Source organism: Oryzisolibacter propanilivorax, from assembly GCF_900103645.1.
GTDB lineage: Bacteria > Pseudomonadota > Gammaproteobacteria > Burkholderiales > Burkholderiaceae_C > Melaminivora > Melaminivora propanilivorax.
In genome coordinates, this window is the sequence record NZ_FNHP01000002.1 from 334,160 (window position 1) to 357,568 (window position 23,409).

At 67.8% G+C, this 23,409-nt stretch carries 18 protein-coding genes and 1 pseudogene; 5 read left to right on the forward strand and 14 right to left on the reverse strand.

All coding sequences use genetic code 11. From position 1 onward, the window contains the following. Window positions 1-84: 84 nt before the first annotated feature. Complete coding sequence (locus tag BLQ61_RS04260) at window positions 85-447, reverse strand: HPF/RaiA family ribosome-associated protein (RefSeq protein WP_091567028.1); 363 nt, start codon at window positions 445-447, stop codon at window positions 85-87. A 210-nt stretch (window positions 448-657) separates the two neighbouring features. On the opposite strand from BLQ61_RS04260, the gene BLQ61_RS04265 reads away from it, so the two are divergent. Beyond that, complete coding sequence (locus BLQ61_RS04265) at window positions 658-1,533, forward strand: gamma-glutamyl-gamma-aminobutyrate hydrolase family protein (RefSeq protein ID WP_091567507.1); 876 nt, start codon at window positions 658-660, stop codon at window positions 1,531-1,533. Window positions 1,534-1,621: 88 nt separating this feature from the next. On the opposite strand, the gene BLQ61_RS04270 is transcribed toward BLQ61_RS04265, so the two are convergent. The 8 genes from BLQ61_RS04270 to BLQ61_RS04305 form a co-directional block, all read right to left on the reverse strand. Beyond that, window positions 1,622-2,836 carry a PepSY-associated TM helix domain-containing protein gene (locus BLQ61_RS04270; protein ID WP_091567030.1) on the reverse strand — a complete coding sequence of 405 codons (1,215 nt, stop codon included), beginning with the start codon at window positions 2,834-2,836 and terminating at the stop codon, window positions 1,622-1,624. A gap of 239 nt (window positions 2,837-3,075) precedes the next feature. Continuing rightward, a complete protein-coding gene (locus tag BLQ61_RS04275) occupies window positions 3,076-5,283 on the reverse strand; it encodes a TonB-dependent receptor (RefSeq protein ID WP_091567032.1) in 2,208 nt (735 codons plus the stop codon). 150 nt (window positions 5,284-5,433) lie between these two features. After that, window positions 5,434-5,907 carry an FKBP-type peptidyl-prolyl cis-trans isomerase gene (locus BLQ61_RS04280; RefSeq protein WP_091567036.1) on the reverse strand — a complete coding sequence of 158 codons (474 nt, stop codon included), beginning with the start codon at window positions 5,905-5,907 and terminating at the stop codon, window positions 5,434-5,436. 95 nt (window positions 5,908-6,002) lie between these two features. Further along, complete coding sequence (locus tag BLQ61_RS04285) at window positions 6,003-6,449, reverse strand: hypothetical protein (protein WP_245703833.1); 447 nt, start codon at window positions 6,447-6,449, stop codon at window positions 6,003-6,005. A gap of 220 nt (window positions 6,450-6,669) precedes the next feature. Next, a complete protein-coding gene (locus BLQ61_RS04290; RefSeq protein WP_091567038.1) occupies window positions 6,670-7,701 on the reverse strand; it encodes an SDR family oxidoreductase in 1,032 nt (343 codons plus the stop codon). Between the two features lie 169 nt (window positions 7,702-7,870). Continuing rightward, complete coding sequence (locus BLQ61_RS04295) at window positions 7,871-8,473, reverse strand: hypothetical protein (RefSeq protein ID WP_091567040.1); 603 nt, start codon at window positions 8,471-8,473, stop codon at window positions 7,871-7,873. Between the two features lie 71 nt (window positions 8,474-8,544). Then, window positions 8,545-9,483 carry a tRNA-uridine aminocarboxypropyltransferase gene (locus BLQ61_RS04300; protein ID WP_091567042.1) on the reverse strand — a complete coding sequence of 313 codons (939 nt, stop codon included), beginning with the start codon at window positions 9,481-9,483 and terminating at the stop codon, window positions 8,545-8,547. A gap of 72 nt (window positions 9,484-9,555) precedes the next feature. Next, window positions 9,556-10,263, reverse strand: coding sequence for a glutathione S-transferase N-terminal domain-containing protein (locus tag BLQ61_RS04305; protein WP_091567044.1), 708 nt, complete (start codon window positions 10,261-10,263; stop codon window positions 9,556-9,558). Between the two features lie 223 nt (window positions 10,264-10,486). Between BLQ61_RS04305 and BLQ61_RS04310 the strand changes: the two genes are divergently transcribed. Continuing rightward, window positions 10,487-11,476 carry a cation diffusion facilitator family transporter gene (locus BLQ61_RS04310; RefSeq protein WP_091567046.1) on the forward strand — a complete coding sequence of 330 codons (990 nt, stop codon included), beginning with the start codon at window positions 10,487-10,489 and terminating at the stop codon, window positions 11,474-11,476. A gap of 22 nt (window positions 11,477-11,498) precedes the next feature. On the opposite strand, the gene BLQ61_RS04315 is transcribed toward BLQ61_RS04310, so the two are convergent. Further along, window positions 11,499-12,260 (reverse strand): 3-oxoacyl-ACP reductase, encoded by a 762-nt coding sequence (locus BLQ61_RS04315; protein ID WP_091567048.1) that lies wholly within the window; start codon window positions 12,258-12,260, stop codon window positions 11,499-11,501. 500 nt (window positions 12,261-12,760) lie between these two features. Between BLQ61_RS04315 and BLQ61_RS04320 the strand changes: the two genes are divergently transcribed. Further along, window positions 12,761-15,670 (forward strand): class I SAM-dependent DNA methyltransferase, encoded by a 2,910-nt coding sequence (locus BLQ61_RS04320; RefSeq protein ID WP_091567050.1) that lies wholly within the window; start codon window positions 12,761-12,763, stop codon window positions 15,668-15,670. A gap of 378 nt (window positions 15,671-16,048) precedes the next feature. On the opposite strand, the gene BLQ61_RS04325 is transcribed toward BLQ61_RS04320, so the two are convergent. The 4 genes and pseudogenes from BLQ61_RS04325 to BLQ61_RS04340 form a co-directional block, all read right to left on the reverse strand. Next, complete coding sequence (locus tag BLQ61_RS04325; protein ID WP_091567052.1) at window positions 16,049-17,293, reverse strand: abortive infection family protein; 1,245 nt, start codon at window positions 17,291-17,293, stop codon at window positions 16,049-16,051. Between the two features lie 192 nt (window positions 17,294-17,485). Next, a pseudogene (locus BLQ61_RS04330) lies at window positions 17,486-19,329 on the reverse strand (DEAD/DEAH box helicase). A gap of 301 nt (window positions 19,330-19,630) precedes the next feature. Beyond that, window positions 19,631-20,026, reverse strand: a complete 396-nt coding sequence (locus tag BLQ61_RS04335; protein WP_091567054.1) for a VOC family protein — start codon at window positions 20,024-20,026, stop codon at window positions 19,631-19,633. 222 nt (window positions 20,027-20,248) lie between these two features. Next, window positions 20,249-21,160, reverse strand: a complete 912-nt coding sequence (locus BLQ61_RS04340) for a LysR family transcriptional regulator (protein ID WP_091567056.1) — start codon at window positions 21,158-21,160, stop codon at window positions 20,249-20,251. A gap of 136 nt (window positions 21,161-21,296) precedes the next feature. On the opposite strand from BLQ61_RS04340, the gene hisD reads away from it, so the two are divergent. Together hisD and BLQ61_RS04350 are read left to right on the forward strand one after the other, a co-directional pair. Then, window positions 21,297-22,619: a histidinol dehydrogenase gene (gene hisD, locus BLQ61_RS04345; protein WP_091567058.1), complete on the forward strand. Its 1,323-nt coding sequence runs from the start codon at window positions 21,297-21,299 to the stop codon at window positions 22,617-22,619. 8 nt (window positions 22,620-22,627) lie between these two features. After that, the gene (locus BLQ61_RS04350) at window positions 22,628-23,392 is read left to right on the forward strand and encodes an SDR family NAD(P)-dependent oxidoreductase (protein ID WP_091567060.1); all 765 of its coding nucleotides are present in this window, start codon (window positions 22,628-22,630) and stop codon (window positions 23,390-23,392) included. The last annotated feature ends 17 nt before the right edge of the window (window positions 23,393-23,409 follow it).

Below are 23,409 nucleotides of genomic sequence, written 5' to 3' on the forward strand. Positions count from 1 at the left end.
GCAAAAAAGGCTGCCATCTGGCAGCCCGAGGGGGTGAGATGCAGCGCCAGGCCCGCCAGTACCGGCCGGCATGGCGCGGGTGCGTCAGCGGCCGGGGATATGGCCGTCCGGCGTGCGGATGGTCTCGTGGCCCTGCTTGGCGCGCAGGCGCTCCTGGTCGTCACCGACCACGCGGATGATCTTGTCCAGCGCGGCGGAGAAGGCGTCGGCCACCTTGTCGCCATCGGCCTGGGCGCTCAGCGGCTGGTGGTTGGCGGGGCGGGCCTCGATCACGCAGCGCTTGTCGCGCACGCCGCCCTTGCCGGCGTTGGTGTCCGAGAAAAAGATCTCGACGCGCGTCAGGTATTCGCGGAAGCGCTCCAGCTTGGCCGTAGCCTCCTGCTGGGCCCACTGGATGAGCGTCTCGCCGCCCTGGATGTGATCGTCGGTCTGCACTTGCACCTGCATATGCGGTTCTCCTGTCGTTGCGCGAAGCGGGTTGAGGAACTGATGGCGGCGCGCCCTGGGGCGCCGGATGCCGCGCTCGCAACCATCATGCCCCACCGCCGCGGGCCCGCCCTATCGGAGCGCAGCCCCCGTGCCCGCTGGGTCTGCTCCTACAGCGCACGGCGCCGCGGGTGCGGACAATCCATTCCGGTGAAGGAGCGCTTTTTGCCCATGCTGAACCCACCCTCCGAGCGGCTGAAGATCGGCCTGTCGGCCTGCTTCTCGCACGCCGACCCGAAGCGCCCGCTGTTCACCAACAAGACCCTGCAATACGTCGAGCAGTCCATCGCCCACTGGCTGATGTCGGCCGGCGCGCTGGTGGTGATGGTGCCCTGCCCCACGGGCGAGACGGCGCGCGGCGATGTCACCCTGAAGCACTACGCCGAATGGCTGGACGGCATGGTCATGCACGGCGGCTCGGATGTCTGGCCCGGCAGCTACGGCGAAGTGCCGCTCAAGGACGCTTGGCTGGGCGACCGCGTGCGCGACCTATACGACTTGGCCGTGGTCGAGGCCTTCGAGCAGCAGGGCAAGCCGATCTTCGGCGTCTGCCGCGGGCTGCAGCTGATCAACGTGGCCTTCGGCGGCACGCTCTACCAGGACATCGAGACCCAGCACCCCGGCGCCATGCGGCACCGCGACCCGGTCAGCTACGACCAGCACTTCCACGACATCGACCTGGTGCCCGGCAGCTGGCTGGCGCGCATGTACCCGGGCCAGACCCAAGCGCGCGTCAACAGCATCCACCACCAGGGCATCAAGGACTTGGCGCCGGGCTTCGACATCGAGGCCTGGAGCAGCCCGGACTGCGTGCCCGAGGCCATCCGGCGCAACCCGCGCCAGGGGCGCGGCTACATCGCCGCCACCCAGTGGCACCCAGAATTTCGCGCGCGCGACGGGCAGGTGCTGGACGACTCGCCCATCCTGCACGACTTCCTGGCCGCCTGCCTGCTGGCGCGCCAGCGCCCGCGCCCGGGCCGCAGCCCGCTGCACATCCGCGACCGCGCGTCGCGGCTGCTGCGCCAGGCGCTGCTGCGGCGCGACTGACCTCGGGCGGTGGCCGAACGGACCGCCACCTGCGGTCGGCTTCATGCAAAAACCCTGTTGGCCCTGACAGACAAAGGGTGTACAGCTATTATTTTTGCAGCAACCGGGCGCGCCGCTTGCGGGCCCAGATGACGATGCCGGTCACCGACAGCATGACCACCAGCAAGCCCATGGCCGACATCAGGATGCGCCCCGGCAGACCCAGGATGCGGCCCGAGTGCAGCGGCAGCTGCAGCTGCACGAACACGTCGGCAGCGGTGCCATGCCAGGGCCGGTGCGCTCCCAGCACCTCGCCGGTCTGGGAGCTGACGTAGACGTTGGACAGGCCCATGCCCAGCGAGCCGCCCTCGTCGCCGGGATCGAAGAACGAGACGTTGTAGAACGGATAGTCGCCGCCGTACCAGATGCCGCCCGGCGGATGCGGCAGTCCCAGGCGATGGCCCTCGCTGCGGGCGATGTCGATGGCCTGGGCGAAGCCAATGCGCGGCGCGATGAAACTGCCCAGCGGCGCGGGCACGAGGGTCTCGTAGGGCCCCGGCGTGGTCGTGGAAATGCGGCTCATCAAGGGGTAGAACACCTCGCGGTACAGGTTGAGCGAGAACGAGGTGAAGGCCACCACGAGAATCACGATCCATACCCACAGGCCGCCGGCGCGGTGCAGATCGAAGTTCAGCCTGTAGCCTCCTGCGCGCCAACGCACCGCCCACGCGGGGCGCCAGCGCTGCAGCCAGTGGCGCGGTGCCGTGCGCGCCACCTGGCGCCGGGGAAACGTCAGGTACAGCGCGACGAAGCTGTCCAGCAGCCAGACCAGCGCCACCGCTCCCATCAGCCGGAAGCCCCAGCGGTCGCTGCCCCAGAAGGCGGGAACGTGCAGGCTCTCGTGCAGGTGGCGCAGCCAGGGCATGAGGTTGCGCTGGCTGAGCGCGATGCTGCGGGAGTCGCGGTGGCCGGTGATGCGCGCCGTGACGGGATCGACATAGGCGGTGTTGTAGCCCAGCGTGTACCTGGCGCCGGTCGCCGGGTCGATGCGCGGGCGCACCAGGAAGGAGGCGGCGTGACCCTCCTCCAGCCCCAGCGTCATGTAGCTGACCTCGGCGCGCGGGTCATCCGCCTCCACGGCGGCGGCCAGCGCCAGCGGGTCCTGCAGCGCCCCGCGACCGGGGGTGTGCATGATGTCGGCGTTGAGCCACTCGTCGATCTCGTGGTCCCACGAGATCACCGCGCCGGTGAGCCCGGCGACGATCAGGAACAGGGCCACGGCCAGCCCCGCCCAGCGGTGCACCACCGTCCAGAAAGCACGCATCAGCCTCGGAGCGGTAGTTGAACGCGCTCGCCAGTGCCGTGATCGGCGTGCCAGGCAAGGCGTGACGACGCAGCGCACTCCTGTGCGCAAGGAGGGGCAACGCCGCATGGCGCGGCGCGCGCGGTGCTGGCGGGTGCGTAGCACCGCTGGCCCCACGGGGGAGCGCCCACGAAGCGGCAAAAGTCAATGTCCATGCGTTCCTCGCGAAGTTGGCAAGCGGTCAACTGCCGTTTCCAGGCTCAAAAGTCGACGCTGGCCGTGAGCGAGAAGGTGCGCGGCGCGCCCTGCACCAGGTAGCCATAGGTGGTGTAGCCGCCCACCGAGGCCCAGTAGCCACGGTTGGCCACGTTGTCCACGCGCGCGTTCAGCGTGACCAGCCGGCCGCCCAGCTCGGTCAGGTAGAGCGCGCCCAGGTCCAGCCGCGTCCAGCTCGGTGCGCGCAGGGTGTTGGCGGCGTTGGCGTACTGGGCGCCGGTATAGAGCACGCGTGCGTTCAGCGCCAGGCCGCTGACGCCCGGCACGTCCCACTCGGCACCCAGGTTGGCCTGGCTGCGCGGCACGCCCACCACGCGGCGGCCGTCGAAGGCGCCGCCCGCCGAGGCCAGGTACTTGGCGTCCAGCAGGGTCAGGCCGCCGAGCACGCGCAGGCCCCTGGCGGGCTCGCCGAACACGTTGAATTCCAGCCCGCGGTTGCGCTGCTTGCCGAACACGCCGTAGACGTTGTCCACCACGTAGGCGCTGGGCATGTCGGAGGTGAAGAAGGCGGCGCTGGCGCCGATGCGGCCACCGTCGTACTTGACGCCCACTTCCTTCTGGCGCGTGACGTAGGGCACGAACACCTCGCCGGCATTGGCGACCGGCTGACCGCCACTGGTTGCCGGGGCCGAGCCGCCCTTGGCCAGGCCCTCGATGTAGTTGGCGTACACCGAAACGTCGGGGCGCAGCTTGAACACGATGCCGCCCACCGGGGTCACGCGGCTCTTGTCATAGTGGCCGGCGCTGGCGCCGCTGGTGGCATCGAAGCCGTCCACTTCGATGGTCTGGTGGCGCAGGCCCAGCGTGACCAGCAGGCGCTCGTCCAGAAAGGCCATGGTGTCGGCCAGCGCCAGGCTGCGGGTCTGGATGCGCTCGGTCTCGCGCGGGCTGCCCAGCGTGCCGCCGAAGCCGGTCAGCGGCGGCGGGGGCAGTGCCACGGGGCGGTAGAGGTTGTTGTTCTGGCCGGTGGCGTAGTTGTAGCCCCAGGAGTTGCGCTCGCTGGAGTCGAAGGCCGCGAGCGAGGCCACGGCCGTGTGCCGGACGGCACCGGTCTGGAAGCTGCCGCGCACGCCCAGCTCGCCGGTCTTGATGTGGTTCTCGCGCGTGTTGTCGAAGCGGTTGAGCGTGGCGTCGCCCGCAGCGCTGGCGAGCGTCAGGCCCGACAGGGAGTTGTCTTCCTTGCCGCGGCGCAGGCCCACGGCGGCCCAGCCCGTCCATTGGTCGTTGAAGTCGAACTCGCCGCGCACGGTGCCGAACAGGTCGCGGCTGTCGGAGTAGGTCCAGGGCTGGGCGTAGTTGGCCCGGGCATCGGGCGCGGCCGGCATCGGCAGACTGGCCGTGGGCGTGACGGCGGGGCGGGGCGCGCCCAGCCGGTGTTCCTGCCAGCCCAGGTCGGCCGACAGGCGCGCGCGGCGGCTGCGCCAGTCCAGGCCCAGCGCGCCCACGGTGGTGCGCGTGTCCTCGCCGTCCACGCCCGTGGCGCCGCTGCGCCGCGCCAGGTTCAGGCGCACCCCGGTGGCGTTGTCCGGGCCGAAGCGGCGCGACAGGTCGGTGGCGGCGTACAGCTGCCCGCCGCTGGCCGCGCCCACGGACACGCGGCTGAGCGGCTCGTTGCCGGCGCGCTTGGGCACCACGTTGATGAGGCCGCCCAGGCCGCCGCCGCTGACGCTGCCCGCGCCCGATCCACTCAGGAAGGCGTTGGCGCCGCGAAACACCTCCACGCGCTCGACGAACTCGGTGGCCATGTACTGGCGCGGCACCAGGCCATACAGGCCGTTGTAGGCCACGTCGTCCGAATACAGCGTGAAGCCGCGCACGAAGTACGTCTGTTGGAAGTTGCCGAAGCCGCGCGCCTGGCGCACCCCGGCGTCGTTGAGCAGCACGTCGCCCACGCTCCTGGCCTGCTGGTCCTGGATCAGCTCGCTGGTGTAGCTGGCGGCGGAGAACGGCGTGTCCATCATGTCCTGCGTGCCCAGCACGCCCACGCGCGCGCCACGCGCCACCTGCCCGCCGGCATAGGGTTTGGCCAGTCCCTGTGCCGAGGCGTCGGCGCTGGCCTCCACGGTCACGGCGGTCAGGGATGGCGCGCCGGTGGCGCTCTGCGACTGCGCGGCGGCGGCGCCGGCCGCAAGCGCCAGGCCCACGGCAACCACGATGGGCAGCGGTCGGAAGCGGTTGGTGTTGGGGTTCATTATGAGAAGACGATTGAGAAACAATCTCAATTATCTCTCCACTGTGGACCCCAGGCGCTGGCGGCATGCGCCAATGCCCTGCTGGCTGGATCAGGAAAGCGCCAGGCAGCCCAGCGGTTCGCTGCCGAGGGCCTCCTGGCCGTCAGCTTGTCAGTGGTGGTGGCCGTGGCCGCCGTGCACGTGGCGGTGGGCGATTTCCTCGGGCGTAGCGGCGCGCACCTCGGTCACCTTGGCGGCAAAGCGCAGCGCGCGGCCGGCCAGGGGGTGGTTGGCGTCCAGATGCACCTCGGGGCCCTTGATCTTGATCACGTGGAAGACCTGCGGCTGGCCGTCGGCGCCGGGGCCCTGCAGCTGGCCGCCGACCTTCACGCCGGGCGGGAACTCGCTCTTGGGGATGGTGCGCACCAGCGATTCGTCGCGTGCGCCGAAGGCGTCCTCGACCGCCAGCTCGACGGTGGTGCTGAAGCCGGGCGCCTGGCCTTCCAGCGCGGCCTCGACCTTCGGGAAGATGTTGTCGTAGCCGCCATGCAGGTAGGCGACGTTGCCGCTGTCGAGCTGCTGGGCGGTGGCGGGGTCGGTCACGCGGTAGCTGAGCGTGACGGCGGTGTCCTTGGCGATGTTCATGGCGCGATCAGAGAAGAAAAAGGGCCTGGCCGCGCACGGGCGCGGCACGAAGGGCGCCATTGTCGTGCATGGCCCGCACGGGCCAGGAGGCACGCTCAGGCCGTGTCGCCGACGATTGGATCGACCACGCCACGCGGGTCCAGCGTCACGCGCAGCTGCGGCGCCTGCGGCAGGTCGGGGCGGGGAATGTCGGACAGGTCGCGCTGGGCGGTGAACTGCCCGTCCAGGTACAGAAAGCCGATGCAGCGCGCTACGGCGGCCAGGGCTTCGTCGGCGCTGGCAAAGCCGGACTCGCCCGGGCACTCGTCGCCATCCAGCGCATACGCCCAGCTGCCGTCTTCCTCCTCGGCCAGGCTGCCCAGGTCGATGAGCTTGTCGCGCACGTTGCTGGCGTACACGTGGCCCTGGTAGGCGTACAGGGTGAAGCGGTGCGAGGCGTGCGCCGAGACGGCCTGTGCCGGGACAGGAATGGCCTTATCGGCGCCTTCGGGCAGGGCGGTTTCGGGTTCGGTGGTGGCGCTGGAGGGTTGGGCGGTCGGCATGACGACGATCCTTGCAAAGGATGGGACAAAAACGAAAAGAAGGGGAAACGCGGGATGCGCTGGCGCCCTGCGGGACGCGCCACCCGGTCATGCCCATGCTAGAAACGCTGCCGCCCGCGCCCTGTAGGAGAACACCCGCCGCGCCTGCCATGCAGGGCCTGCGGCTGCTGCCCGCACAGCGCTTGCACGCGGCGCTATGCAAATGAAAGCGCCTGGGCTGTCAGCGGCGCCGGCGCCCCAGCCACCAGCCGGCCAGCAAACCGGCCGCGCCCAGCGCCGCCACGGTGCCGACCACGGCGGCCTTGCCCTGTCCGGCGCGTCCGCCGCTGACCGAGGTCTGCAGCGAGGGCCGGAACAGGTTGCCCTCGGATAGCGGCACGCGGTCGGCGCGGCGCAGGCCGAAGTCGCTGGCCCAGCGCATCAGCCGGGCCACGCCCGTCGGCGCCACGGCGTGTGCCACGCGCCCGGCCAGCGTGCCCATGCCCATGAAGGTGACGGCGCGCGGGCGCGGCGCCTCGGCCAGCGCCAGGATGGTCTGCGCCACCGCGCGCGGGTCCACCATCGGCAGCGGCGGGTTGATGCGCCGGCCGGTGTAGTTGGCGCCGTGCGACAGGCCGGGCGAATCGACGAAGGTGGGGGCCACGTCGCAGACGAACACGCGCGGCAGGTCGGCGACTTCGGCGCGCAGGCTCTCGGACAGCGCACGCACGCCGAACTTGCTGGCGGCATAGGCTGCGGCATACGGCGCCGGCAGCCAGCCGCCCACCGAGATCATGTTGATCAGCCGCCCGTGGCCCTGCTGGCGAAAGCGCGCCAGCGCCGCATGGGCGCCGTGCAGGTGGCCGAGCAGGTTGGCCTCGACCACGCGTCGGTGCGCGGCCAGCGGCACCTCGTCGAAGCGGCCGATGGCGCCCACGCCCACGGCGTTCACCCACACGTCGATGCGCCCGAAGTGGCGCACCGTCTTGTCCGCCAGCGCCTGCACGGCGGCCGGGTCGGTCACGTCGGTGGGGATGCCGATCGCGCGCGCCCCGGCGGCGCAGCAGGCCAGCGCCACCGGCGCCAGGGTGTCGGGGTTGCGCGCCGCCAGCACCAGCCGCACGCCGCGCTGCGCGAAGGCCAGCGCCGTGGCGTGGCCGATGCCGCTGGAGGCGCCGGTGACGACCACCACCGCGTCCGCGGGCAGGGCCGAGAGTGCGCCGGGCAGGACATCGGCGTCGGGCAGGTCGGGGAGGCGGGCGGCAGGGATCATGGTGCGAAAAGGCCGGCGGCGGGCGGCGGTGAGCTCATCAGGCGGCCATTTTGTAACCGCGCCCGGCCGCTGGCACGTAGGACGAATACGAACGGCCCGGCGTTACAGGCCCAATCGGCCCCTGGTCCTTGACTGCCAAGGGCTTGCAGCTACGAAAGCGGGAGCGTTTTCAGGACGGCCGGCGTGGCGCGAAATCCACGGCCAGCCCGCTCTTGGTGACGCGGATGCGGTCCGGCTGCAGGCCCAGGCCGTCCACCAGCGCCAGGTCGGCCGGGCGTAGCTGGTGCAGCGTCACGTCGTTCAGCGCCTGGGTGGCCAGCTTCGCCCCGTGTTGTGCCAGCAGCTGCGACAGCGTCGGCGGCAAGCCCTGCACGCGGAACGCGTTGACCTGCAGCCGGTCGGTGCGGATGGTGCGGTCGCTGGGCTCGTAGCGCAGGCCGAAGTCCACGTCCAGCACGCCCTGCGCCGGCCGGCCGGGCAGCAGAGGGCCGCTGGCCTGCAGGTCGGCCACGGCGTTGAGCTGGTCGCGCTCGGGCCGCAGGCCCAGGGTGGGGGTGAGCAGTTGCAGCTCCAGCAGCCCGGCCAGCGGGTAGCGGCGCGGAAAGCGCCCGGCCAGGGCCTGCTGCATCTCGGCCAGGCCGACGCTGTAGCGCGGCGCGGCGGCGCTGGCGCAGCCCGGCAGCAGCGCCAGCAGGACCAGCGCGCCACTGCTGGAGGCGGCCCAGGACAGGGCCTGGCGGCGGGGAAGGCGGTGTGGGGTAGGCAGCGTCATGGGCGAGGCGGAGAAAGAAAACGGTGGTCGGGCGATGCAGCTGCGAACGGTAGCGGCGGGCCGTGTCGGCATCAAACGCCGGCCGGCAGCGCCACACGGTCGGGCATCGGAGCAGCGGCGGATGCGCGGTAGGAGGCTGCGGCCACCGCGCGCACGGCGCCAGCATCCGCAACCGGCAGCTGCGGCCTGGCATCGCCCCCCGTGCGCAGCGCCGCCAGGCGCTGGTGCGCGCGGCTGTCCGGCTGCGCCGGGCGCTGCTGGCGTGCCTGGTCGTAGCGCTCGGCATAGACCGCCAGCCAGGCCTGCAAGAGCGCGCCGGCGCGCGCGTCGCCGGCCAGCTGCAGGCAGCGCGCGGCGACCTCGCTGGTGCACCACTGGTCGTCCTGGCTGGCATGGCGCAGGCGGTAGCGCGTCGCCTCGCCGCCCTGCAGGCCGAGCACCGGGAAGCGCTCCAGGTAGGGGCTGCGGTGGAACATCTTGCGCGCCTCGGCCCAGGTGCCGTCCAGCAGGATGAACAGCGGCCGGGCCGCAGGCGCCTGCGCACCGGCGCCAGCGCCAGCGCCACAGTCGCCGGCAGGATGCGGCGCCGCCCAGTCGCAGCCCGGCGCGAAGGCGGCTTCACCCAGCACGCGCGCCGGCGCCACGCCCTCGGTCGGGAAGACCACGCACGGCCGCCACTGCGGGTCCTGCAGCAGCGCCAGCAGCGCCGGATCAACGCTGGTGCGCGCCCAGCCGAAGGCGAAGGTGTCGGCCACCACATCGGCGATCAGCCAGCCGGTGTTGCTGGGCTTGAGCGGCTCGCTGTCGTGCATCAGCAGGCACACGCCGGCGCGGGTGGCCAGCCGGATGCGCAGCGCGCAGCTGCAGTGGCTGACGGCCAGCCGGCAGCCGGTGCAGTGCACGCGGCGCGAGCCGCCGCGCGCCAGGAAGGGCTTGGCCGAGCGCTCCAGCCGCGCCGCGCGCAGGCGGGCGACGGCGTGCGGCGCGCTGTCAGGGCAATTCATGGTCATTTCGGCCCTCGGCCCTTGTGAATCAAGGGCAGGCAGCTATCAAAAGGGCAGCATTGTGGCAGGCCGGCGCGGTCATGCATCCCCGTCCTTCGACGGAATCTTCAGGCCGCGCTGCACCGCCGGCCGGTCCAGGAAGTTGGCCAGCACGCGCTGCACCTGCAGGTAGTCGGCTATGCCGACCAGCTCGCCGGCGCCGTAGAACTCGACCAGGTTGCGCACCGCGGGCAGCACGGCGATGTCGGCCACCGTGTAGTCCTCGCCCATGATCCAGGTCTGGTCCGTCAGGCGCTGGTCCAGCACCTTCAGCAGGCGCTGCACCTCCTTCACGTAACGGTCGCGCGGGCGCTTGTCCTCCCAGTCCTTACCGGCGAACTTGTGGAAGAACCCCAGCTGGCCGAACATCGGCCCGACGCCGCCGACCTGCCAGAACAGCCACTGCAGCGTCTCGTAGCGCTCGATGTCGTCCTTCGGTAACAGCGACCCGGTCTTGGCCGCCAGGTACACCAGGATGGCACCGGACTCGAACAGCGCGATCTGCCGCCCGCCCGGGCCGTTCGGGTCGAGGATGGCCGGGATCTTGTTGTTCGGGTTCAGCGCCAGGAACTCGGGCGAGTGCTGGTCGTCCTTGCCGAAGTCGACCAGGTGCGGCTCGTAGTCCAGTCCGGTCTCCTCCAGCATGATCGACACCTTCACGCCGTTGGGCGTGTTGAGTGAGTACAGCTGCAGCAGCTCGGGCTGGCGGGCGGGCCATTTGGCGGTGATGGGGTGCTGAACAGGCATGGCGTGGCTCCTTTGCGCGGCAAGCGGGGTGGGCGGCCAGTCACTGTAGGCAAAGACGGCAGGCCGTGCACGCGATCGGCGCCACGGCGCGCGCAGGTCGCGCCGGCCGGAGGCACGCGGCGGGGGCAGCGTCCGACAGTCGGCCCCGGCACTGGCGGGCAGCATGCCCACGGTCGCTGCCGCAGTGCCCGGCCCTGCCCCCTTTCGCACGCACCACACCCCCATGTCCGACACCCACAACCACGGCGCAGGCGCCAGCGAATCGCAACTGAAAAAAGCCCTGGCGCTGACCAGCGTCTTCCTGGTCGTGGAGGTGGCCGGCGGCCTGTGGAGCGGCAGCCTGGCGCTGCTGTCCGACGCCGCGCACATGCTGACCGACGTGGTGGCCCTGGCCATCGCCCTGCTGGCGGTGCGCATCGGCCGCCGGCCCGCGGACGACCAGCGCACCTTCGGCTACGCGCGCTTCGAGATCCTGGCCGCGGCCTTCAACGCGCTGCTGCTGTTTGCCGTGGCGGGCTATGTGCTGTACGAGGCCTGGCGGCGCTTTTCCGAGCCGCCCCAGGTGCAGTCCGTCGCCATGCTGGTAGTGGCCGCCGCTGGGCTGGCCACCAACCTGGTCAGCATGCGGCTGTTGGCGGGGGGCAAGGACGCGAGCCTGAACGTCAAGGGCGCGTACCTGGAAGTCTGGGCCGACCTGCTGGGCTCGGTAGGCGTGATCGTGGGCGCGCTCGTCATCTGGCTCACCGGCTGGGTGTGGGTGGACACGCTGGTGGCCGTGGCCATCGGCCTGTGGGTGCTGCCGCGCACCTGGCTGCTGCTGGGCGAGAGCGTGCACGTGCTGCTGGAGGGCGTGCCGCGCGGCCTGTCGCTGCCCGCGGTGCGCGGCGCGCTGGCCGGCCACCCGGGGGTGGCCAGCGTGCACGAGCTGCACGTGTGGAGCCTGTCCAGCGGGCAGGTCAGCCTGACGGCGCACGTCGTGCACGCGCCCGAGGCGCAGCCGCAGGCGCTGCTGGTGGCGCTGCGCGGCCTGCTGGCGCAGCGCTTCGATCTGCACCACATCACGCTGCAGGTGGAGGCGCAGGCCTGCGAGCTGGCCGGCGAGGTGCACAGCTTTGGCGGTCAAGGGCATGCCGCCAGCCACGAACACGATCACGGCGATGAGCACGGCCACGACGGCCACGCCCACGCGCGGGGCGCACACACTGCGCGCTGACGCGGCACGCGGCCGCCGTCGCTCAGTCCTTCACCAGCCCGCTGTCCACCACCAGGTTCTGCCCGGTCACCGCGCGCGCCCAGGGCGAGAGGAAGAACAGCACTGCGTCGGCGAACTCGGCCGGCGTGGTCACGCGGCGCAGCGGGGTCATGCTGGCGATCAGGTCGAACACCGCCTCGGGCGTGGCGCTGCTGGCGTCGGTGGTGCGCAAGAGCCCGCCCGAGACCATGTTCACCGTGATGCCGTCGGGCCCCAGGTCGTGCGCCGCCGTGCGGGTCAGCGACAGCAGTGCCGCCTTGGCCGCCGTGTAGTCGTGGTAGGGCACCACCGGGTTCTGGAACAGGTTGGTGCCCACGTTCACGATGCGCCCGAAGCCCTGCGCGCGCATGCCGGGCAGGGCGGCCTGCATGGTGTTGAGCGCGCCCTTGACGGCGCCCTCGATCTGCTGGGCGAAGCGCTCCCAGGCGATGTCGCCGAGCTTGGGCCGCGCGTCGCCGTCGAAGGAGAACTGCGCCAGGGCGTTGTTGACGACGGCGCTGATGGGGGCGCCGGCCCGCTCGCGTGCCTGGGCGAACAGGCGCTGCACGGCGGCGGCATCGGTCACGTCGGCCTGCAGGGCGACGGCGCGCGGGCCGAGTTCGTCGGCCAGGGCATGGGCGGCGGCTTCGCTGCGGTGGTAGTTGATGACCACTCCAGCGCCCTCGCGCGCCAGGGCGCGTGTGATGGCTTGGCCCAGGCCCCGGGCACCGCCGGTGACCAGCACCCATTGTTCGGACAGTTGCATGCGTGAGTCTTCCTATCGGTAGTTGCCATGGCGCTGCCCGGACTCAGCCAGGAGGCCGCGCAGCGTATCAGGGGATGTTGTTTCTTTTCTGCGAGCGGTGTTGCGCGCAGAGCTTGTTGCCGTTTGGGGTACGCAGATGGACAGATACCTCCAGCCTTCGCCCGCACCGCTTTAACCCAACCGATCTTCGCAGGTCACATCGCCTTCCGCTGCCACGCCATCGGCATGCACGGCATCAGTTGCCATTTGAAACGGCAGTAATGGTCAAACCATCAGCAAGCAGAAGCACTACCAAGTGACCAACGATCAATGCCCCCTATCGGCCACGAGCAGTCAGTGAGCACGATTGCCCAGCAGGCAGCTTCAGGGTGATCTACGTCGTTCGAGGCACCCCGGCCGAGCGGCGTTTAACTATTCACTAGCCGACGTTTAGGCAGGCAGGTGGGTCGGGGATTCCTTTAGGATTCTGCGAGCATGTACAGCTTAGGGAACAAACGCGCATGAGCGATAAGACTAAGAAGCTCGAAGAGTTCGTTGCTTGGGTGGGCGGGCACATCAAGGGCGATGAGAAGGGAGAGGCTCAAATCTATTTGAACTACCTCTTCCAAGCCTTTGGCCATAAGGGCTTGCTGGAAGCAGGCGCAACGTGCGAGGAGCGCGTCAAGAAGAACGACACCGGCGGCACGTCCTTCGCGGACCTGGTGTGGAAGCCACGCGTTGTCGTGGAGATGAAAAAGAGGGGTGCTGACCTCAAGAAGCACTACCGGCAAGCCTTTGAGTACTGGACCTACTTGGTGCCTAACCGTCCCAGGTATGCAGTGCTGTGCAACTTCGACGAGTTCTGGGTCTACGACTTCGAGACCCAGATGGACTCGCCGGTTGAGACGGTCAAGCTTGCTGACCTCCCGAACCGCTACGGGGCGCTGAATTTCCTCTTTCCAGGCGACGTCGCTCCGGTCTTCGGCAACCACCACGAAGAGGTCACTCGGGAGGCCGCGGACAAGCTGGCAAGGTGCTTCAACGCGATGGTCGGGCGCGGCATCGAGCGCCCCCTGGCTCAGCGCTTCATCCTCCAAATCCTCATGGCCTTCTTTGCGGAGGACATTGGGCTTCTGGAGAAGTATCTGGTGAAGCGGCTGCTCGACGAGTGCAAGTCGCCAGAGGACACGTACGACATTCTGGGCGGCCTGTTCGAGGCCATGAACCGTGCCTCAGGCAACCCGGGTGGCCGATACAAGGGCGTGGCGTACTTCAACGGAGGCCTGTACGCCAACCCAGCGAGGGTCGAACTGGTCGCCGAAGAGCGCTCCCTCTTGAAAGAGGCCTGTGACTTCAACTGGTCCAAGGTCCGACCGGAAATCTTCGGCACCTTGTTCGAGCATTCGCTGGGCAAAGAGGAGCGACACGCCCAGGGCGCGCATTTCACATCGCCGGTTGACATTATGAAGATCGTCGGGCCGACCATCGTCGAGCCATGGCGAGCAGCTATTGAGGGGACGAAGACCCTCTCCGAGATGCAGGGGTTGGCGCACCGCATGCAGACCTTCACAGTGCTGGACCCGGCGTGCGGGAGCGGCAACTTTCTCTTCACTGCGTACCGTGAACTTAAGCGCCTTGAGGCACAGCTCTACAACCGCATGGCCGATCGCTTTCCGAAGTCGGTGGACGTCAATCAGCGCACCCTGGGTTTCGTGACGACGACCAACTTCTACGGCATGGACCTCAATCCGTTTGCGGTAGAAATTGCCAAGGTCACAATGATGCTGGCTCACAAGCTCAGCATCGACGAGCTCCACGTCTCGGAGTCAGCGCTGCCCCTGGACAACCTGGACAGCAACATAGTGCACCGAGACGCCTTAGTCACCGATACGGGAAGCAGGTCCGAGTGGCCCACGGCTGACGTCATCATCGGCAATCCGCCTTTTCTGGGCGTGAAGAAGATGAAGCCGGAGCTCGGTCAGGCTTACATCGAGCGTATCCGCCGAGCCTACCCCGAGGTGCCTGGGATGGCCGACTTCTGCGTCTATTGGATTAGGCGGACACATGACGCGCTGCCAATCTGCACGCCTGCAGACCCACTGCAGGGTCGAGCTGGTCTTGTCGGCACCCAGAACATCCGCAGCAACGAGTCTCGCATCGGCGGTCTTGATCACGTGACGGTCAGCGGCACCGTCATTGAAGCGGTGGACAACCAGCCTTGGTCTGGCGACGCCAACGTTCACGTCTCCATCGCCAACTGGGTGAAGTCTCAAGACGACGCAGTGCTGCCAGAGACAAGGCGGCTGTGGTTCAAGACCAAGAAAGCCCTGCGCAAACCCAAGAGTGCTAAAGGCACGGTTCGTGCGGCCAAAGAGTACGACCTCGACATGCGAGAGGTGTCGTACATCAGCTCATCACTCTCAGACAAGACCGACACGAAGACCGCGGTTGCACTTGCCTGCAACACCAAGCCAAAGCGCACGTTCCAAGGCGTCACACCAGGCCATGAAGACTTTGTTCTCAAGCTCGATGCAGCGCAGGCACTCATTGCCAAGGAAGCGGACGCTTCGCAGCTGCTGAGCCCCTACGTTGTGGGCAAGGAAGTGCTCGGCGGCGCCACGAAGCCTAGCCGCATGATTTTGGACTTCGGCGAGCGAGACTTGCTCGCAGCGCAACAGTTCCCCAAGGCCTTGGAGCTGGTCAAGCAAAACGTGCTGCCAAAGCGTGAGGCGGCGGCCAAAAAGAGGGTGGATGACGAGGAGGAGCGCTCCCACCACGTGCAGTTCCTGGAGAGGTGGTGGCAGCTGTCATACCGGCGTACAAACTTACTGCAAGCGATCGCAGGGCTACCGCGCTACCTTGCTTGCTCCCGGGTGACCTCTAGGCCCATTCTCTTCTTCGTGAGCTCGAAGGTGAAGCCTGGCGACGCGCTGCAGGTTTTTGCCTTTGATGACGACTACAGCTTCGGCGTCTTGCAGTCAAAGGTGCACATCGAGTGGTTCATGAGCAAGCGATCAAACATGAAGTCGGACCCTCGTTATTCCTCTATTAACGTCTTCGGCACCTTCCCCTGGCCACAGAGACCTACGGCGGCGCAAGTCACTGCGGTGGTTGAAGCGTCGCGCAAGCTCCAAGCCGTGCGAACCACTGCGCTCAAGACGGCGAAAGGCGGGCTTCGAGTGCTTTACGACACCCTGGCGCTACCAGGGAAGAACCCACTTCGCGACGTCCACGATGCTCTGGACAAGGCCGTGGTGACCGCCTACGGATTTGACAGCAAGAGGGACGTGGTCGCCCAGGCCCTTGCTTTGAACGCAACCGTTGCGGCGCGCATCAAGACCGGCCAACCTGTGACAGGGCCGGGAGTCCCCGCAGTGATTTCAGACAAGTCGACAGTGGTGTCGAGCGACTGTGCGGTAAAACTTGAGTAGCGGGGATGCTACACGCGTGAGCAGCTCAACTGGCAGCTGTCAATGGGAAGGTTTGATTGAATCATGGCTCCCGCTGCAGAGCGGTTGTACCAAGTGGCATGTTGACCAAGACTAGACGCCGAACGAGAACCTGTGGCTCACTTTGGAAGTGATGCCAGAAAACTGTCCTGGTCCTTTTCTTGGGCCGATTCCGAGTAAGCCACTTTTCAGTCTGTGCTTGCGGCAACATCGGCATGGGTTTCCGCACTGCTGCTGAAACTACGGTGAGGCTGATGGATGCACTGCGTAGGATCAACACGATTTTCCGAACTCGCTCGAGCCATTCGGCTACGCAAACGTCTGTCTGCAATGCACTCAAACGTACCGCGAAGTCGGAAACTACTTGTAACCAGCGCTCTGGCGCTGTCGGTATGTTTCTGAGACAAAGTCGATAAAGGCCACTGCTGAAGCTACTGCGAGTCTTGCGTGACGCGGCTGAAGTCCACGATAGTTACCGTCGCGACCATGGCCGGTCCCATACAGCCCACGCAGTTGAGCAAGGTTGTTTGTCAACTGTGTCAGGTTTCGAAGTACTAACTTGATGTTCTCTGCACCCCTTGCCTCGTCTGAGATGCCCTCGGGTACCAGCTTTAGCTCCTTCGTTACCTTTTTGGTCAACTCCCCTAAGTCTTCGGATTTGGTGAATTCGACGCCTTGCCTCGTGAGTATTGTCTTGCAGCAAGTTTCGATTAGTTCCTTAGCGGTTCCTATAGCCAGCGCCGGGTCACGGTCAATGCTGTTTTCGAGGCGCTCGATTTCCTTGGCCATCCAGCCGGCATCCAGCGCATCGGCTACGTTCTTTGCTCGGAGGACAGCTCGTCCACCGTGGTCTGTTACTGCACGAAAATTGAATCGAGGTCGCCCGGCAATCCGTTCCACTTCGTATAGCTCCCACCCGACTTGTCGTAATGGATCGTTGAAATGAGAGACGAGCTTCAGGGCTTCGTCGCGATCCGGCCGCACAACTGGGTGAACGACCTCACATAGAAAGCGAAGGAATTGATCAGATGGGCCTCCAGTCAGGTTGAATCGCTCGTCTGAGAAAACCCAATCCTGCTCCCAGTCATCGTTATTTGACCGATGCTGCCAAATGTCTCCCGCTGCGTCTTTGAATCGACTGTCATGCGAAGGCAACTCTTTAAGATCATAGAGTCGGCTAAGGAATTCGACATCATCAAGTGCACCGCTCCAGCAGACCTGCTCCAGTTTCATTCCATCCAATATGTTGGTCCTGACGTCGCGGGGAACGCCTGGCCCCTCAGCTCGCCAATCCCTTCGGCGTTCTCGCTCGGGCAAGATCCGGGCGCTGTACCAATTTTGCGTCTCAGACTCCAGAACCGTCTTGAGGCGCGCCGCGATTTGGTCCTCAAGCTGGGAGCGCTTTGTCCCAAGTCGGGCGTACTCAGACGCAGGAACAGAAAACTGCACCTCCCAAATTTCCGTGCCGCCATTCCAGTTATCGTAGCCCGTCTGTTCAGCACGTGCCGGGTAAGTGCGAACCAGCGCAGCTGCTTCCACCATGCCCTCGGACCGCAAAAGCGCGTGGACCGTTGCAAGCGTCTCCTCAAGTGCTGATTTTTCCATGGACTAGTTCAGATGTATGTAAGCGATAAGCATCCAGCATAGCGGAATGAGAGCAATGACCGCTTCGCGTCTGATAGCGCAAATACGACCCTCAAAGGCAAAAGTCCGCTCCCGCTGCGAAGCAGATATTGGTCAATGAAGCTTAAATTTCCGCAATGGGTCGAAAACAGTAATAAGCCCTATCATCGAAACTCAAAAAACCAACACTCTCTGCGCAGCTCGCATCATCGCCACATAAGCCACCCGCGCTTCCAATATCTCATCCTGCTTCTCAGCACCCTTCGCCTCATTAGAGGCACGCTCGGGCATCACCGCCACCACCGGCCACTCCAACCCCTTGCTCGCATGCATCGTCATCACCTTGATGGCGTCCTCTTCCGGCCGGTAGTCGCCTGACCGCTTGCGCACCCGGTGCGGAGTCCCTTGCGCGCCAGGGCGGCGGCGCAGGCCTCCATCTCGCTGTGATGCTGGCACAGCACGGCCATGTCGCCTCAGGGGTGGCCCTGGGCGTACTGGTCGGCCAGCAGTTCGGCCACCCGGGCCGCGCGCTCGGGCAGGGTGGGCAGGTCGTCGACGACGATGGGCTCGGGCCCTTCGCGGCCGCAGCTCAGGGGTTGCAGCAGGGGGATGCCGTCGTCGCCGCCCTCGGGGTCTTCGGGTCGCAGCAGCATGTCGCCGGCCATGCGGTGGGCCAGCTGCAGGATCTGCCGCGTGTTGCGGTAGTTGATCTTCAGGATGGTGGTGCGGCCGGCGGCCTGGATGCCCACGCTTTTCAGGCTGAAGCTCTTGCTCCGGGTGCGGTCATAGATGCTTTGCGCGTCGTCATACAGCAGCAGCAGGCTGTTGGTGGCGGGGTCCACCATCTGCGTGGCGAGCGTGAGCCATTCGGGCGCGAAGTCGTGGCCCTCGTCGATGAGGACGGCGTGGTACTGGCCGGTGGGGATGCGGCCCGCCTCCACGCCGGCGATGACGCCCTGCACGTACTCGTCCATCAGCTTGGCCACGGCCTTGCGCTGCGTGCCTTCGGGCAGCAGCTGGTGCTGCACCAGCTGGTCGCGGCACCACTTGTGGAAGTGGCGCACGTGCACGCGCTCGTGCAGGCCCTTGGCGGCCATGTCGGCGGCCAGCTTCACGGCCAGCGGCTCGTTGTAGCAAAGCACCAGGATGGGCTTGCTGGCGGCGGTCTGCGTCTTGGCCAGGTGCTCGGCGCGGTAGCCCAGGATCATGGTCTTGCCCGGACCGGCCACGCCGTGGATGACGCGGTGGCCGTCGCCCAGGCTGCGGGCCAGTTGCTCCTGCTGCAGGTCCATCACCTGCATCAGGTCGGGCAGGCGGGCGTCCTCGTCGCTGGCGCCTGCGGCGGCATCGGCATCGGCATCGGCATCGGCGCTGAGCAGGCTGCGCTGCTGCGGCACGCGCACTTCGGGGAAGAGGATCCAGCGCACGCGGTCCAGCTGCCCGGGCGTCAGGCCGGCATGGCCGAAGCGGTGCGGAAACATCGCGTGCAGGCGCTGCGCGAAGGCGGCGGCGTCCACGCTCTCCAGCATCTCGTCCTTGCACACCACCAGGTGCGGCGCCATGGCCGCGCCCAGCCCGGCGGCGTCGAACTGCTTGCGGGTGATCTGGGTCAGCACCACGCCGTGGCCCCACGGCAGCGCCAGCTTGCCCTGGTGCGGGCCGTGCTGCTGCACCAGCTGCGCGTCGCGCTCCAGCGCGTTGACCACCTGGATGGCGCAGTGCCGCGCCTGCTGCAGCGGGCTCATGACCACCTTCAGCCGGCCTTCGGGCGCGATCTCGAAACGCTCGCGGGTGGCGCTGCGGATGGTGTCCAGGTGCCAGTCCTTCACCTCCAGCACCAGCGCGCCGTGCTGGGGGTGCAGCAGCACGAAGTCCGGCCGCGTCTGCTTGGGGCCTATGGGCACGTCCCACCACAGCAGCCAGTCCTGCGGCAGCTTCTTTTGCAGCCGCTCGGCCATTCGGCGCTCGCCGGGGGTGCCTTGGCCGGTGTGCGTGCCAGCCGATATCAACGTTGCCATCCTGCCGCTCGCTCCGTCAGCGTTTCAAAACGAAACACTTTATAGGAGGTCAGGCTGACGGCGGGCCGACAGGGGCCCGGTGGCTTGGCATGCAGCGACGGGGCTGGGGCTTGGTTTTGAGCCAAACCGGGCGCTGGCCCTTGTTGAGCAAGGGCTTCCAGCTATCGAAGTTGTAGTGACCTGCTGCCGTTGCTGCCGGACGGGCAGCGCCGAAAAAGCAGGCACAGCGGCAAACGCGGGCGGCGCATGGTCATGGCCCCGCCTGCGGCCAGGGTTGCGCCCTCACGGCGCCCCAGGCGGGTCAGGACGCCTTGGCCGGGCGGTGGATCAGGCACAGCTTGTGCCCGTCCGGGTCGCGCAGGTAGGCGGCGTAGTAGCGGCCATTGGCGCCGCCGCGGTCGCGCCAGCCGGGCGGGTCCTCGCAGGTGGCGCCGCCCGCGGCCAGGCCGGCGGCGTGCGCGGCATCGACCTGCTCGGGCGACTGCGCGGCCAGGCCCAGCGTGCTGCCGTTGGCGGCGCTGGCCGGCTGGCCGTCCAGCGGCCGGCCCACGCCCAGGGTGTTGCTGCCATGGCGCCAGAAGTGCCGGCCCTGCGGGTCGGTGAAGGCCGGCGCGACGCCCAGGGCGCCGAGCACGACGTCGTAGAACTGGCGCGAGGTGTCGGGGTCGCGGGCGCCGAGCAGGAGGTGGGTGAACATGGTGGGTCTCCGGTGAAGGGGATGAAACAGGCCTGCCCGCCCTTCAGGGCGAGGGCCATCATGGTGTGCCGCACAGGAGATTTCGTGATCGGTGCCGCAGGGGGTGCGCGACCCGAAATCGACAGGGGCTCCGCCGGCAACGGCACCAAGTGCTGGCAGGGGGTTTGCCGAGCCTAAGGCAATTCGCCTGCATCGCATGGGTGCGGCGAGTCCGCCCTAGCGCTATTGGCCGAGTTCACCATCACCGGTGCCCAGAGCGCGCTGCGCGGTTTCCACGAAATGGCTTTTCAGCGGTGATTCAGTTTCCCGGTTCCAGCACAAATGGACCTCGGCGCCTGTCTCCAGCGGCTCGGCCAATGCCCTGAACGTCAGGTTTTCCATATGGATCCGCATGCAGGTCTCCGGGACCAGGGCCACCCCCAGGCCAGCGGCGACCATGGCGACGATGGCGTGGGTCTGTGTGGCGCGCTGCACGAAGCGGGGCGTGATGCGCGCCTGACGCAGCGCCTCTTCCACCATGCCGTTGAAATAGGGAGCGTGGCGCAGGTCAAACCCGATGAAGGGTGCGCCATCGCAATCCGCCAGGGAGATGCGGGAACTCTGCCCGAAGGGATGAGACTGCGGCAGGGCCAGCACCAGTGGCTCACGCAGCAGGCACAGCGAACGTAGCGGCGCCTTGATGGGCACCGGGCGCAGCACGCCCAGATCAATGCGCTGCTGGCGCAGGGCCATCACCTGCTCGGTGGAGACCATCTCCAGCAGCTCCAGTTCAACCAAGGGATAGCTTTCGTGGAAAGCCCCGATCACCTCGGGCACCACCTTGTAGGCCGACGCGGCGGTGTAGCCGATGCGCAGCACGCCGTGGTAGCCCTTGCCGGCCGCCTGGGTGGACACGACGGCGTCCTCCAGCTCGCCCAGGATGAGCAGCGCCTTGTCCAGCAGCACGCGCCCGGCGGCCGTGAGCTCCACGGAGCGCTGGGTGCGAATGAACAGCGGCGTGCCCATGCGCTCTTCCAACTGCCGGATGCTGATGGACAGCGGTGGCTGCGAGATATTGAGCCGGCGGGCGGCGCGCCCGAAGTGCAGCTCCTGCGCCACGGCCACGAAATGCCGCAAGGACCGGGTCTCCAGCATTGATATCTTTTTCGAAAAATTAAGACGCCAATTTTATATTGGACGAATATTTTCAGCCTTCCTACATTGCCTTCCCTGTGGGCAGTGCATCTGCCCAGGATTTCCCGGAATACACGCACTTACCAAGGGCAAGGGCATGACGATCAGATATTTGAAGGAAGGCCAGGACGCGCAGGCACTGGCGGCGGCCGACGCCAAGGTCCGCAGCACGGTGGAAACCATCCTCGCCGACATCGGCCAGCGCGGCGATATGGCGGTGCGCGAGCTGTCGCGCACGTTCGACCAGTGGGACCCGGCCGACTTCCGGCTCAGCGACGACCAAATCCAGGCCGCGGTGCGCAGCCTGTCGCCGCGCGAGCTGGAGGACATTCGCTTCGCCCAGGCGCAGATCCGCAAGTTCGCCCAGGCGCAGCTCGACTCGATGCAGGAGATCGAGATCGAGACCGTGCCGGGCGTGCGCCTGGGGCACAAGCACATCCCGGTGCAGGCCGTGGGCTGCTACGTACCCGGCGGCAAGTACCCAATGATCGCTTCGGCCCACATGAGCGTGCTGACGGCCAAGGTCGCCGGCGTGCCGCGCGTGGCCGCTACCGCTCCCACCTACAAGGGGCAGCCGCACCCGGCCATCGTGGCCGCCATGCACTTGGCCGGCGCCGATGAGATCTACACCCTGGGCGGCGTGCAGGCCGTGGGCGCGCTGGCCCTGGGCACTGAGTCCATCCGGCCAGTGGACATGCTGGTCGGCCCGGGTAACATGTTTGTCGCCGAGGCCAAGCGCCAGCTGTACGGCCGCGTCGGCATTGATCTGTTCGCCGGACCAACCGAGACGCTGGTGATCGCCGACGACAGCGCCGATGCCGAGATGTGCGCGGTCGACCTGCTGGGCCAAGCCGAGCACGGGCCGACCTCGCCGTCGGTGCTGCTGACCACGTCCGAGCCGCTGGCGCGCGGCACCCTGGCCGCCATCGAGGAGCAGCTGCAGCGCCTGCCCACCGCCGAGGTGGCGCGCGCCTCGTGGGCCGCGCACGGCGCGGTGATCGTCTGCGACACGCTCGAGGAGATGCTGGCGAAGGCCGACGAGCTGGCCTACGAGCACGTGCAGGTGCTCACGCGCGACCCGGACTACTTCCTGCAGCACATGCGCAACTACGGCGCGCTCTTCCTGGGCCCGCGCACCAACGTGGCCTATGGCGACAAGGTCATCGGCACCAACCACACCCTGCCTACCAACCGCAACGCGCGCTACACGGGCGGCCTGTGGGTGGGCAAGTTCCTCAAGACCTGCACCTACCAGCGCGTGCTGACCGACGAGGCTTCGGCCCTGATCGGTGAGTACTGCTCGCGCCTGTGCCACATGGAACAGTTCGCCGGCCACGGCGAGCAGGCGAACCTGCGCGTGCGCCGCTATGGCACGCGCGCCGAGGTGCCGTGGTACCAGCCCGTGGCGGCCCTGGACTGAGCGGCGCCATGGCCACGTTGACGATGCCCAGCTGGCGCCTGGACGGGCGCCGCGCACTGGTCACCGGCGCCAGCCGGGGCATTGGCCTGGCGGCGGCGCACGCGCTGGCGCAAGCCGGCGCCGAGGTGGTGCTGGCCGCGCGCGGCGCCGACGACCTGCAGGCCGCGTGCGCCGGCATCCGCGCGGCCGGCGGCCGGGCCGAGGCCTGGGTGCTGGACGTGTGCGACACCGCCGCCGTGCGCGAGGGCCTGCAGCGGCTGGCGCCCTGCCAGATCCTGGTGAACAACGCCGGCACCAACCGCCCGCGCCACGTGCTGGACGTCAGCGACGAGGACCTGGATGCGCTGCTGGCGCTCAACCTGCGCTCGACCTACGTCGTGGCCCGGGAGTTCGCCCGGGCGCTGGTGGCGGCCGGGCTGCCGGGCAGCGTGATCAACGTGTCCTCGCAGATGGGCCATGTGGGCAGCCCCGGCCGCTCGGTGTACTGCGCGACCAAGCACGGCATGGAGGGCATGACCAAGGCGCTGGCCTGCGACCTGGGGCCCCACGGCATCCGCGTCAACACCCTGTGTCCAACGTTCGTGGAGACCGACATGACGCGCGACATGCTGCGCGACGACGCCTTTCGCGAGTTCGTCATGGGCCACATCGTCCTGGGCCGCCTGGCACGCCTGCAGGACCTGATGGGGCCTGTCGTGTTCCTGGCCAGCGACGCCTCGGCCATGGTGACCGGCACCGCCCTGCTCGTCGATGGCGGGTGGACCGCCTCCTGATCCCCTTTTTTCCACCA

Excerpts from the sequence above, each read along its gene's own strand:
- BLQ61_RS04260 (WP_091567028.1), bottom strand. The coding sequence starts at position 447 with ATGCAGGTGCAAGTGCAGACCGACGATCACATCCAGGGCGGCGAGACG.
- BLQ61_RS04350 (WP_091567060.1), top strand. The coding sequence starts at position 22,628 with ATGGCCACGTTGACGATGCCCAGCTGGCGCCTGGACGGGCGCCGCGCA.
- BLQ61_RS04320 (WP_091567050.1), top strand. The coding sequence starts at position 12,761 with ATGAGCGATAAGACTAAGAAGCTCGAAGAGTTCGTTGCTTGGGTGGGC.
- BLQ61_RS04300 (WP_091567042.1), bottom strand. The coding sequence starts at position 9,483 with ATGACCATGAATTGCCCTGACAGCGCGCCGCACGCCGTCGCCCGCCTG.
- BLQ61_RS04285 (WP_245703833.1), bottom strand. The coding sequence starts at position 6,449 with ATGCCGACCGCCCAACCCTCCAGCGCCACCACCGAACCCGAAACCGCC.
- BLQ61_RS04280 (WP_091567036.1), bottom strand. The coding sequence starts at position 5,907 with ATGAACATCGCCAAGGACACCGCCGTCACGCTCAGCTACCGCGTGACC.
- BLQ61_RS04275 (WP_091567032.1), bottom strand. The coding sequence starts at position 5,283 with ATGAACCCCAACACCAACCGCTTCCGACCGCTGCCCATCGTGGTTGCC.
- BLQ61_RS04295 (WP_091567040.1), bottom strand. The coding sequence starts at position 8,473 with ATGACGCTGCCTACCCCACACCGCCTTCCCCGCCGCCAGGCCCTGTCC.
- BLQ61_RS04315 (WP_091567048.1), bottom strand. The coding sequence starts at position 12,260 with ATGCAACTGTCCGAACAATGGGTGCTGGTCACCGGCGGTGCCCGGGGC.
- BLQ61_RS04335 (WP_091567054.1), bottom strand. The coding sequence starts at position 20,026 with ATGTTCACCCACCTCCTGCTCGGCGCCCGCGACCCCGACACCTCGCGC.
- BLQ61_RS04270 (WP_091567030.1), bottom strand. The coding sequence starts at position 2,836 with ATGCGTGCTTTCTGGACGGTGGTGCACCGCTGGGCGGGGCTGGCCGTG.
- hisD (WP_091567058.1), top strand. The coding sequence starts at position 21,297 with ATGACGATCAGATATTTGAAGGAAGGCCAGGACGCGCAGGCACTGGCG.
- BLQ61_RS04290 (WP_091567038.1), bottom strand. The coding sequence starts at position 7,701 with ATGATCCCTGCCGCCCGCCTCCCCGACCTGCCCGACGCCGATGTCCTG.
- BLQ61_RS04305 (WP_091567044.1), bottom strand. The coding sequence starts at position 10,263 with ATGCCTGTTCAGCACCCCATCACCGCCAAATGGCCCGCCCGCCAGCCC.
- BLQ61_RS04325 (WP_091567052.1), bottom strand. The coding sequence starts at position 17,293 with ATGGAAAAATCAGCACTTGAGGAGACGCTTGCAACGGTCCACGCGCTT.
- BLQ61_RS04265 (WP_091567507.1), top strand. The coding sequence starts at position 658 with ATGCTGAACCCACCCTCCGAGCGGCTGAAGATCGGCCTGTCGGCCTGC.
- BLQ61_RS04340 (WP_091567056.1), bottom strand. The coding sequence starts at position 21,160 with ATGCTGGAGACCCGGTCCTTGCGGCATTTCGTGGCCGTGGCGCAGGAG.
- BLQ61_RS04310 (WP_091567046.1), top strand. The coding sequence starts at position 10,487 with ATGTCCGACACCCACAACCACGGCGCAGGCGCCAGCGAATCGCAACTG.